We start from the raw sequence: 13,066 nt of genomic DNA, 5'->3' as shown, positions 1-13,066 counted from the left end.
CCGGGGCCCCTCCCCCTACGACGCACCGAACACCGTGAAAACCGTCAACACGGCGCTCGTGGACGGCAACGAAGACGCACCGGCCCCGCAAGAACGGTCCGGGGAGTCGTCGACGCCGGGCCGGACAGCGACGGACAACGACGGCCCCGCCGCGTCCGGGTCCGGGTCCGGGACGATCCGCCGACTGCCGACCGGTGCCGAAGCCGACCGCTACGGCGACCTCCTGCACGACCCCGGCTACAACCCCAACGCCTTCGACGTGCTCCCCACCGCGACCCAGGACACGGTCTCCGCCTACACCCGCTCCCCCTGGCTGAACCGCTTCGCGCGGCTGAGTCCGTTGAACGAGGCGACGGTGCAGGCCGAGCTGGACCGCATCCGGAACGAGAGCCGGGCCCACCCCGGATGGCAGGTCTACGAGATCGGCGGCGGCCGGTGGCCCGACCTGGCACGGCTGGAGGAAGCCGCGGAGCGGGGCGGACTGAGCCCCGAGCAGGAGCGGATCGTGCAAGGCGTCCTCGGCAACCGGTACCCGGAGGCGGCGCTGGAGAACCTCCGCGAGCGCTCCGGACGCGCGGGCGAGATCGCCGATTCCCTCGCCCTGCGCGGTGAACCGGCGCACTTCCCCGACTCCTCGGAAGTCCTGGCGTTGCTCCGGCGCCTGGACCGCGCCACCGGCCGACCCTTCCCCGAGGGTTTCGAGGCCGTGCACGGCATGTACCACCACCGGCACCTGCTGGGCGAGGGCAGCACCGATCCCCGCGCCCTCGCGGGGACCACCCACGTGGAACAGGGGTACCTCTCGATCTCCCTCGGTACCGCTCCGTCCGCGGCGGGCGGCTCCCCCATCGACCTGATGCGGCTGACCGTGCCGGAAGGCTCCCGGGGGCTGTGGGTCGGCGACCGGAGCGAACACCCCGGCGAGCGCGAGGTGATCCTCGCCCGGGGGACCCGCTACCGGATCACGGCGGTCGAGCCCTGGGGGCGCGGTTACCTCTTCCACTCCGAGATCCTGCCCCCCGCCCACGACGACGGGGCCGCCGCGGCCCCGGCCTGGACGGGCGAGGTGCTGGACCGCATCGACCGTGCCCTGGACGCGGAGGACACGGCAGCGGCCCTGGCCGGGATACGCGGGGCGGCGGAACGCGTCACCGCGGACCTGGCCTCCGCTCTGCGGGATGCCGACGGCCCCGGCCGGACCGCGGCGATCGGCCGCCTCGAACAGTTGCGGGACGCGGCCGAGCGGCTGGGGGACCTGGCCTCGGAAATCTCCGACACCGACCCGGAGGCGGTCGCGGCCACGGTCGCCCTGGCCGCGGACCTCGCCGCCGCCGCGGAGAGCGTCGCCGCGCGCGGTGCCGCCGACGCGGCCGCGGCCCGGGACGCGATCCCCGAGCCGTCCGAGGTGGACCCCGAGAACCCGGACCGGATCACCGACGCCGCACGGGAGCGCGACACGGCCCTCACACGGGTCTCGGAAGCCGACACCGCGCGCGACGACGCCGAACGCGCCTCCCACATCGCCTACGAGGCCGCCGACATCGCCGCCCGCACCGCACGGACCACCGGACACGGTGCCGAGGCCCGGGTCGAGGAGGCGCGCGCGGCCGCCGAGACGGCGGACACCCGGCGCCGCGCCGCGATCACGGCCGCGGAGGACGCGGCCGACCGGCACGAGAGCCTCACCCGCGCCGTCAACGTGGCCGCGAGCATCGCCGTCGGTATCGCCCTCGGCGACGTGACCGCCTCCCTCGGCGACGCCGCCGCGACGGCGGCCGCCCTCGCCCGGGCGCGGTCCATCGCCGACCTGACCCCCCCGGGCTCCACGGCGCGCATGAGACTGAACATGCGCATGGACGCGATGGGGCTCTCCGCCCCGGTCGGCTCCGGCGACCCCGTCGTCCTCGCCGTGACCGACATCGCCGGAGAGGTACGGGACCCGGACGGGGACGGCACCGGGATGAGCGGCGCCGAACTCGACTCCCTCGCCCGCGGACTGGGACTGACCGACGACGCGGAGCCGGACCTGGCTGAGGCCCCCGGCCCCGCGACCGGCACACCCCCGAGCGACCGGACGGAGCGGGGGCCGGAGGCGCACCCCGCGGCGGGCTCGCCCCTGGACACGTTCCACAGCGCCCTCAACACGCAGAGCCCGCCCGTCCGGAGCGGACCGGTGACCGGGGAGGAGTCCTCCGGCCCCGGGGCCGGACCGTCCCCGCAGCCGGTTCCGGCCCCGTCGGCGCCCGAGTCGAACACGGACGACGGGACCACCGGGGCCGCCCCTGCCGAGACCGGCGTTTCGCGGGGACAGGCGACACCGCCGGACCCGCTGACCACCGGGACCGGGAAGACGACGGAGGAGGCGGTGCGCCCGCCCGCGCCGCCCGAGGCCGAGACGCGCGTGCCCACGGAGGAGGCGCGGACACGGACCGAGGACGGGGGTCACGAGGAGGGCGCGCCTCCCCCGCCTCCCACACCCGCTCCGACCGAGAACGACGGCGCCGAACCGGAGCCGTCAGCGCAGCCCGTCGACATCGACGTCACCACGAACACCGAGGACACGGAACAGCCTCCCCCGTCCCGGCAGCATGAGCACGACACCACCGCAGGGCCCGCCGAGACGGTGGACACCACGGGCACGGTGGAGACCGCAGACCCCGTGGACACGACGGACACCACGGGCACGGAGCAACCGCTCCCGCCCCAGCAGGAGAACACCGACACCACCACGGACACCAGGAACACCACGACCCCCGCGAACACGGAGCACGTACCCCCGCTTCCCCTACGGCACGAGCACGACACCGACACCACCGCAGACCCCGTGGACACGGCGGACCCCGTGCACACGGCAGACCCCGTGCACACGGCAGACACCACGGGCACGGAACAGCCGCTCCCGCCCCAGCAGGAGAACACCGACCTCACCACGGACACCAGGAACACCACGCCCCCCGCGGACACGGAACAGCCTCCTCCGCCCCCGCCACCGCAGGAGAACACCGACACCACCGTCGGCACGGACACGGAGCGCCCGCAGCCCGACACCGGCGACACCCGGCCACGGGAGGAGCCAGCGCCCCGGAACTACCCGGGTTCCGTGCGGCCGGACCGGACGGGCGCCCCCTACGACCTCGGCTACCTGCTGACGTCCAACCTGGTCAACTCCAGCATGGTCCACGCCGAGCACCTGCGTTCGTTCGTGGACGACACCCTCGCCAACGACGCCGGACACGTCGACGCCACCGTGCGCGACGCGGTCAGGGAGCAGGTCGACGCCCAGGCGCGCAAGCAGACGGGCGTGTTCTTCGGACCGGAGGGGTTCTCCACGACGGTCACCGGAGCGGACGGCTCCACCTGGCGGGCGGATCTGCGGCTGCGCTCCTCCCGCGGGGACTTCCACCACGCACCCACCAAGCCGGAACAGGGCACGGCCTCCACCGAGCTGAAGCTGGTGGACGAGGCAGGGGAGGCCAACCCTGCCGAGGGCAGCGGCAACCACGGCGGCACCAAGTTCGTCGGAGTGGGGTTCCAGGTCACCCCCCTGCTCCTCGGCACGGTGGGCGGCGCCGACATCGGCCCCCGCTTCACCTTCAGCTTCTCGGGGGGAACACGCCAACGGCAGACCGTGGACACGGCGGTCAGCGTCCACGACAGCTACACCAGCTACGAGATCAAGGGCAAGCCCGAGGTCTACGCCTCCGACCTGACCATGTCCTTCGATCTGACCCCCGTCCACGTCCCGAGGCAGACAGCGGCCGGCGGCACCACCCAGGCGAACAGCGGCACTCCGCCGGGCGGCACCGACCCGAACAACGGCACCGGCTCCGACGACGACACCGCTCCAGCCGACGACACCCCGCCGGACCAGGCCGTGAACGCCCTGGCCGAGTCCTCCGACGGGGTGCTCCTGATCCTTCCGGGCGAGGTCGTGGCCAACACCGGCCCGGAGACGATCCGCCTGCGGGACCCCTTCGCGACCGAGGACCACCAGCGCGGCCGGAACGACGACCACAGGCCCGTGGGACCGCACGCGGACAAGGGGCACCCCGTGTCGGTCGGCGACATCCGGTTGAGCGACGGGTCCTCCGACAAGTCCTTCCCCGACTGGATCGCCGACCACCTGTGGTCCCCGGAGCGGGACCGCGGGTGGTGGAAGTCCGCGGTCGACAAGGTGACGCCCGGGTTCGTCGACAGGCGCAGGCAGCAGAAGCTGGACGCCTTCCGCGACCAGGTCGGGGAGTCCTTCTCCAAGAAGTCCATCCGCAACAACCTGTCGGAGATGACCTCGGCGCCCGCGGTCTTCACCGTCACCGACCCCTCGGGCAGGCCCCGGCTGGTGAGCGTCCAGTCCGTGCCCACCGCCTACGACGCCAAGTCCCACACCATCCAGCCCGCGAAGTACATCAAGGGCAACAAGGCCGAGAACGAGAGCGGCAGCTCACTCCGGCACAGCGACTTCCTCGGCGGGACCCTGGGCGCGGGCGTCAGCGTGGACGCGGGAGCCGTGGGCGGCACCCACAGGGCCCGCGTCGACGCGCTGGCGGTGGAGGGGGGCGTGCGGGGCCGGTCGACCGCGGAGAGCTCGCAGGTGTCGTCGGGATCGGTCAACCGCATGAACTACGGCAAGACCGAGTCGTCCGCCTACGACGTGCAGCGCAACTACTACGTGCACTTCGACGGCGAACCCGACGTGTACCGCTTCCAGGGCGACACCGTCGAGATCCTCACCGTCCAGGAGGCCCGCATCCTGAACGGGGACGAGCCCCCGGACAAGGTGCCCGCTCCTCCCGAGCCCGTCCGGACCGAGGGGGGCAACACGCAGCCCGGGACGGTGAACACCCCCGGGACCGTTCCCGACGCCACCGGCGACCAGCGGTCCGGGGACGACGGGAACCGGAGTGCGCCGGGCGGCGAACGGAACGGGGACACCGGGAACGAGGGCCGGGATCAGCAACGGGAGCGCGGGCCGGAGCAGGAACGACCGCCCGGCGAGCGGCCTTCCGGAGAGCGCCCGCCCGGAGACGAACAGCCCGGAAACCCGCGGCCCCCTCGTCCGAACCTGGCCGAGGAGCACCCGGTCACCTTCCACGGGGCCGTACCCCGCGACTTCACCTGGCCCGACGGCAGCCAGTACCGCGACGTCGACGGGCAGCAGCGCAGCATCTACCAGCAGATCGCGCACGAGGTGCTGACCGGGCTGGCCGACAAGCTGCCCGGTCTGGTCCTGCCCGACATGGCGCGCGACCCGAAGAACTTCGCCCGGCGGCCCGGCCACGAGAACAGTGGCCCGTTGACCGGTTCCACACGCGAGCACCGTCCCTTCCGGCGCGACCACGAGACCGCCGTCTTCAACACCCACAGGGTCATGGACGCGATCTCCGCGTCCGATTTCAAGGGCGGCACGGACGGCCTGACACTGCACGGCCGGCCCATCCACCTGATCGACACGGGAAGGTTCAACCCCGGCGCGCTCTTCGAGTCGGGCCAGAAAGTGATGCGCTCCCCGTTCGTCGCGGTACGCATCAGCGCGGACTTCTCCTCGCTCAGACACGCCGGAGAGACCACGAGGGGCACCGGGGGCGAGTACGCGGGCGGGACCGAGATCACCACCGCGGAGGGCTCGCAGAAGCGCAAGACGCTCCGGTTCTCCTCCGGCGGCTACATCCGCCGGATCGACGCCGTCGACGCGGCCGGCAACCCGAGCGACGGCGGCGTGTTCTCGGTCGCCCTCCAGATGAGCGACACCAAGGGGAAGAGCCGGGGCCTGGGCATGAAGTCCCAGAGCGAGAGGACCATCCAGTACGCGGAGGACTCCAGTGTCTGGAACTCCGGGGTCCGGTTCAGGGCGAGGCTCTACGAGGACGACGACCTCGGCATGGTCCTGGGCGGCGACACTCCGCTGTCCAACCGGGGAAAGGACCTGCTCAGCCGCCCGATCGAGGCGCTGGCCACGATGGACACGGCCAAGGCGGTGCCGGGCGGGGAACGCGGCGGCCGGGACGACGCCGCCCCCGCCCCGCGGGTCACCCGGATCCGACCGCTGCCGGTCGATCAGGTCAGGGAGATGATCGACGGCCCCACCAGGCCGACGCCGGACAGGGTCCGCAAGACGCGCGACGTGACCGGCGGTGTCAAGAGGTTGTTCGGCGGGGGGCAGAGCCGACGGCCCCCGGTCGAACAGGCGCCCGCCCCGGCGCCGGAGAACTCCACCGGGCAGCAGAACACCGGTTCCCGGACCGGCGGCGACCAGCGAACAGCAGCCCCCGACACCGACACCGACCGGCCGAACACCACGACCGACGAGGACACCGCCGGCCGACAGAACACCGACGCCCGGACCGGCGACGTCCGGAGACCGCCGGCCACGGAAACCACGGGCGGCGCCGACGACACCCGCACGAACGACGACGGCACCACCGGGCAGCAGAACACCGAAACCACCCGGGCGCCCGACACCGAGACCGCGCAGGACACCACCGGGCGGCAGAACCCTGCGGAGAACACCCCCGACACCCGCCCCGTCGAACAGCGCCGGGCCGAGAAGCTCCGCAGCACTCCCGCCACCGTCGAGAACGTCAACACCCGGTTCACCACCGGTGACGGCAACCGGGTGAGCAGCCTGCTCGAAGCCGCCTACGAGAGCTTCTCCTCCACCGCGCCCTGGGAGAGGGACGCAGACGGCCCGCGCCCCTCCAGGGGGCTCGGCAACGAGCGCAAGCTGCGGCACTTCCTGAGACGGGGTGAGGGAAGCAGACAGTTCTACGAGAACGCGCTCTCCCCGGAGAACCTCACGGACAACCCGGCGGCGCGCTCCTCCACCGGCGCACGCACCCGCACGGAGTCGAGCGGGGGCGCGCTCTCCCCGATGCACCTCCGCGCGACGTCGTCCACCCGGCTCGACATCGACTCGGTCGACCGCTTCGAGCAGTCCGACGGCGCGGTCGTCTTCAAGAGCAAGAACACCCTGGAGGTGTTCTCCAGGGACGGGAGGAGGACCGACCTGACCGTCCTGGCCACGGGCGGAGGCCGCGTCAACCCCAACCCCGTACAGCCGGCCGAGCAGCCCGCGGGCGGGACCGCGCCCGCGCCCAACTCCGCGGGCGCCCCCCTGATCCAGCTCGGCCCCTCCGCGGGCAAGAGCCTGTTCGACCGCTACACCCTCACCAAGCCCACGTCGAGGTTCAACGAGTCGGTCGAGTTCCACCCCAAGATCCCGATGTCGTACTCCTACTCCGCCTCGGGGCGCATCACGCAGGCGCTGGAGTTCGTCAAGAACTGGAGCATCGGACCGACCTTCTCCCGCGACGCGCGCTACCGGGGATGGCAGGCCGACTCCGACAACCTGGAATCCGGACTGATCCACATCCGCGACGCCCACGCGTCGGGCATGGTCGAGGACCGGGTCCTGGAGGTCGACGGCGAGCTGGTCCGCGTCCCCCAGCCCGAACCGGAACCGCCCGCGTCCGTGAAACCGCGCCCGGGTTTCGAGGACTCCGGCACGATGCTCGATCCGGTCGACCCCAACGAGGCCGTCCAGAGCCTCGTCGACGACCTGGCCTCACAGGGCTGGCAGCTGACCAAGGGCAGCCGGGAGACCATCCTGAAGGCCCTCAAGTCCCACACCGGACTCAACCCCAACACCGGCGTACCGGTGACGGTGAAGATCAGCCCCATCGACCACTCGATCGGGAACCTCAACGCCCCGACGAGCACGCCGCTGTCCCTGGACGCCACCGTGAGACTGCGGCTCGACAGGGACGACGCGAAGGTCGAGTACCTGGGCGGCAAGACGGAGTACCGCCAGCGTCAGGGTTCGGAGGAAGGGGACAGGCTTCAGCAGGGCAGCGAGAGCTCCGCGTTCCACGGGGCCCACGGCTCGCTCCTGACACCGCTGCCCCAGTCGGGGGGCGACCAGCCCGGGGGCGCCGCCCCGGCGAGCCGCCCCTACCTGATGGGCTTGCAGGGCGACGGCACCACGACGAACGCGCGCGGCGACGGCGGGATCGTCCGGGACACGGACAAGCGCTCCACCCAGCTGACCATGGAGACGCCCTACGCGCGGGTGTCGTCCGACACGCGGCTGACACTCGACCTGCACATCTCGGAGAAGCAGGGCAGGGCCAACTCCCTCCTGGGGGAAACCCCGGGCTCGCGCAGGCGCGACTTCACCGGTACGGGGAACTCGGGCCGGGCTCAGGAGCTGTACCCGGCCTTCGCCCTCGACCTACGCAACGAAGCGAGCACGACCGGGGGGAACGGCACACCCCGGACGTCCACCGACGGCGACACCACCACCCCCCAGGGAAACACCACCACCCGCACGACCACCGACGGCAACACCGCCACCCCCGCAGGGAACAACGGACAGCCCGGCGGACAGCAGACGGGGAACCGGACCGCTCCGGAGAACCCCTCCAACGACAACTACGCCTCACTGACCGACATGGCGCGCTCCTTGACGCCCGCCGGGGGCCCGGGGTCCCGAGACGCCTTCAACGACGCCCTGACCCTGCTCGCGTCCGTCGAGAACAAGGGCAAGGACATCCTCGACCTCGGCCGGATCGTCCTGGCGAAGTCGTGGGGCTGGAACCCGCCCGCGGACGCGGTCAGCGACGGGCGCTACACCCCGGAGGCCGTCGGGAAGGCGGCCGACTACGTGGCGGACAAGCTCAAGCTGAACTCCCGCAACAACGCCATCGACCAGACGCTCACCGAACTCGGCATCAAGGCCTCCTTCGCCGAGGCCGGCTCGGAGACGGGCGCCGAACTGCCCGAGCTGGGCCCGACCACGTGGATGATGCGCGCCATCTCCCATCCGGAGACAGCGAGCATCAAGGACTACAACCCGAGCATGCGCCTGACCGACTCCTCGGAGACGGGCAGGACCTTCTCCCCGTTCCACAACGAGTCGTCCACGACGACCATGGGTTTCGAGGCGCGCCCCTCGGGACGCACCGGAACGGGGCCTCCGACGACGGCCACCCACTACGGCTCGGCCAACAACACGGGATCGTCCACGTCCGGAGGCGACACCGCACGGGGGAGCAAGCCGAAGGAGCCTCCCCACTCCGACCGTGTCCGTACCGGACCCGGCTACCTGGTCGAGATGGACACCGACGTGTTCATCGGGGCCAGGACCGAGCTGAGCGGCCCCTGGTACAAGCGCTCGGCACGCTACGTCGGGGACAAGGCCGCGTCCGCGGGCAGGGCGGTGCGCGGCGCTTTCGGCGGCCGGAGCACCCCCTCGTCCGTCCCGACCCGCCCGGCCCGGTGGCAGCAGGGCGGGACCACCGTGAAGACGACCCGGTGGATCTCCCACGGCGACGCGGTGAGGACGGGCATCATCACGCCCGACCACGCCAACCGGATCGCCCCCCTGACCGAGCGTTTCGCTGCGATCCAGCAGGCGCTCGCAAACGCGGAGAAGGCCTATCTCGACGCGCGCTGGCCTCTGGACAAAGCGGCCTCCGACCGCATCGCCTCACCCGACGACCCGCAGGTCCAGGCGCGTTACAGGAACCTGGAGACCACCTACGAGGACCGGCGGGAGGACTTCGACGAGGCGGTACGCAACTGGGTGACGGCACTCCGGGAACTGCGCGACGGCCTGGGCGACCTCTCGTCCCTGCCCCGGCCGCGCACCGCGACCGCGCCGGCCCTCGACACCATCCAGGAGGAGCCGTCGTCTCCTCCTGCTCCGGCACCGCAGCAGAACGCCCTTGACCCCGCCGCCGACCCCGAGGCCGTCGAGCTGCCCGAGCGGCAGCCCGGGCAGGAGGGCCGGCAGCCCGAGCAGGACACCGAACAGCGGAACACCGACCCGAACCTCCTGGACACCCTCGGCTCGGCCCTCAACATCCGGCCGCGGGAGGCCGGGGAGGAGGAAGCGCCTCCCCGGCCCCCGCAGAGGAACACCCCGGACCCCGCACCCACCGAGCTGCCCGAGCGCGACAACCGGCCGCAGGAAGACGTGCCGAGGCAAGCACCTGAGCCGAGCGCGGCCGAGGTGCTCGAACGGGCGCGGCAGAAACTGGCACGGGACACAGTGATGGGCAGGGCCCTCCAAGGCCAGGACGGTTCCTCCCGCAACGAGACCGCTCCCGCCGACAACCGCCCGGAACGCCACTCACGCAACCAGTCGAAGGGGCCCCTCAGCCACACGGACCAGCGTTCGGGCCCTTCCTCCGAAACGCACGCCCGGCCCGAGTCCGCGACGGTCCGGAGACCGAGGGCGTGGGCGACGCCGACGGGGGAGGACGGGAACGGGCCGTCCCGGCACGAGGCGGTCCTGCCCGGCGACCAGGCCGAGACCCGTCGCGGCCCCGCCCCGGAGCGCGTCGACAGCCCCGCCGACAGATACACGGCGAACGACGAGGAGAACCTGTACGACGTCAGTGACGACGAGGAGGAGGCGCCGCGCGTCCGCTGGCTCGACAGGCACTACCCGGAGGCGGCCTCGCTCAGCGGGGAAGAACGCGCAGAGCTGATGCGATCGCTCATGGAACGGTCCCTGGCGGTGGGCCCGGACGTCCCCGAAGGGTTCCGGTACGACATGGACCTGGGCGGTCCCGACGACGCCGCCTGGCTCGAAGCCCGGGGAGCGCAGCGTTTCCCCCCGGAGTCCGACACCACCGCCCTGCCCGGGCCCTCCACGGACCCGAGCGGACCGCAGCAGCAGGACCGGCCTGCGGAGGGTCGGGACCAGCAGCCGCAGCCGCCAGCGTCCGAGGAGGAGATGGCCGCGGCGGCCCTGGACGCGGTGTTCACCTTCGACGGGCAGCGCCTCCCCCTCCACACGGAGACCGGACCCGACCACGACACAGACCTGCCGGCGGACCAGGACACCCTCTCGGAGGCGTCCACGCCGGACTCGGACACGCTCAGGGACATGCGGCTGCGACTGGAGCAGCTGCGCTCGTCGACCCCGGCCCCTTCCGGGGGCGACCGGCCGTCCCCGGCCGACACCGGCCCGACGGGGGACCGCGGCCGGCAGAGCTCTCCCGAGCGGACCGGCCGCGCTTCCGAGGAGCAGCCCGCTCCCCGTCGACCGCAGACCCCTGACCTGCCCGCCCCCTCCACGGACCCGGACCGGAGCGAGTGGGACAACCGGCTCCGGGCCATGCACGACTGGAGGACCAACTGGCAGCACAGGGCGCGCACACCGCAGGAGGAGGACCGCCTGCGGCAGGAGTGGAGGACCCGGTGGTCGCTGCCGACCACGACCAGACCGGGCGGGAGCGGACCCTCCCAGCACGGCGCCGACCCGTTCGGCGGCCGTGCGGCGCAGAGTTCCCCCGACCGGGCACAGACCTCCAGCGCCTCCGAGGACCGCCCCGTCCCCCCGACGGAGACCGCACGGGAGGAACCGCGCTCCCCCGCCCCGACCGGGACGGACCCGGCCCCCGACAACCCACCGCAGAGCCGAACGAGCACGCAACCGTCCCGACCGGCCCCCGGGGAAACCTCCGGTCCCCCGTCCCGACCGACCCCTGAGGAAACCCCCGCCACCCGACCCCTCACCCAGGACCGGGGCGGCGAGGGTTCCTCCACCCTGCCCCAGGACCGCACGGACGCCTCCCAGCAGGAGGGGACCGCGCCCCCGGCCGAACAGGCGCCCCTGATCTCCGGCCCGGCGGCCGACCTGTTCGCGTTCTTCGCCCAGGAGCTGAACGGCACCGTGGACAAGGGGGACGGCAACTCCGCGCAGGGCACCACGCGCACACCCTCCGGCGAGGAGACGACTCCCCGGACCGCCCCGGCCGTCGACGACGGCCGGGTCCCGGAAGTCTCGTCCCCCGTGACGGCGCCCGAGGTGGCCGGGTCCGACCCGTCCCGGAAGCAGTCCGAGGACGAGGACGGGGACGAGACGAAGGACGAGGACGGGACCGAGGACCGCTCCGAGGACGCCCCCGGGAACGACCGGAAGAAGGACGACGACAAGGACGGCGCCGGAGGCGGCACCGGCTCCAGCGGTCACCGGTCCGGAGGCGACGGCGGCAACCCGTCCGGTGGCAACAGCGCTGACCGGTCCGGCAGCGGTGGCGGTGACCGGCCCAGCGACCGTTCCGCAGGCGATGACGGCTCCGAGGGCAACAGCGGAGGCCGAGCCCCCCAGGGGGACGGCAGCCACTCCTCCGCGCAGCCGCGATCCGACTCCGCGACCGCTCCCACGGGGGACACCCCCGCCGGCACCGGGCAGAACCCGTCGAGCGACGCGCCCGCCGGAGCCGAGGAGCCCGGCCAGGACGGCACCCAGGAGAACCAGGGAAGCGACGACCGACCGGCCGTCGAGGCCCTCGGGCTGGAGGACAGGCCCGACGGAGACCCCCGGTTCCCGAGCGACCTCTCGAACGGAAGGGTTATCGGCACCATTCCGGAGAACCGCACAGGAAGGGACGACAACGACCGGATCATCACGGTCGACGGGAAACCGCTACAGGACTTCCAGAGCGACCTGCTCATCAGGCGCGCCGAGGAGGTCAAGAAGATCCTCAGGGGAAAGACCCCCGTGAGGGTGGACACGGGGACCTTCCACAACACCAAGGCGGACCGCCCGTCGGGCCCGGACGCGGACCCCTTCACCGAAGCCGCCATCAGTTTCGGGGACCTGGGAGAAAGGAACGGCGCGGTGAACGCGATCGTCGTGGACCGCGTCAGCGGGAAAGTGGCGGAAGGGCACAACGGAAGGACCACGTACTCCGTCATCCCCGAGGACGAACTGCACCCCAAGCTGAAAGAGCGCTTCGACGCCGTGTACAGCGACGGGGGCTACCAGGTGTACGGTGCCGACGGAAATCCCGTGACGAGGGCGGACGGCAGCCCGGAGACCACCCCCTACCCGTTCAACGACCTACCCGCCCGGCACGCTGAGATCAAGGCGCTCAACGCACTCCTCTGGGAACGCGACGGCGCGGAGATCAGTGATTTCCAGCTCGACGCCTGGTTCACCCTCAAGAACGACGGTTCGCTCTGAGCGTGCTGCACCCACATCACCATGGGAGCGCCCGCACACCGGGCCGGAAAGAATTCGCCCCCGAGCCACCCAGAATTCTCCGAGGTAGAC

General features: G+C 72.4%; 1 protein-coding gene. It reads left to right on the top strand.

Annotation, left to right across the window (positions count from 1 at the left end; all coding sequences use genetic code 11):
- Positions 1-58 precede the first annotated feature (58 nt).
- Entirely contained in the window at positions 59-12,976 is a 12,918-nt protein-coding gene (locus ABZ234_RS23875) for an ADP-ribosyltransferase (RefSeq protein WP_355013508.1), read from the top strand.
- Positions 12,977-13,066: the final 90 nt, after the last annotated feature.

This window comes from Nocardiopsis sp. NPDC006198 (genome assembly GCF_040613895.1).
Taxonomy (GTDB): domain Bacteria; phylum Actinomycetota; class Actinomycetes; order Streptosporangiales; family Streptosporangiaceae; genus Nocardiopsis; species Nocardiopsis tropica.
The sequence above is the reverse complement of the archived record's forward strand: the minus strand, read 5'-3'. Positions and strand labels throughout refer to the sequence as shown.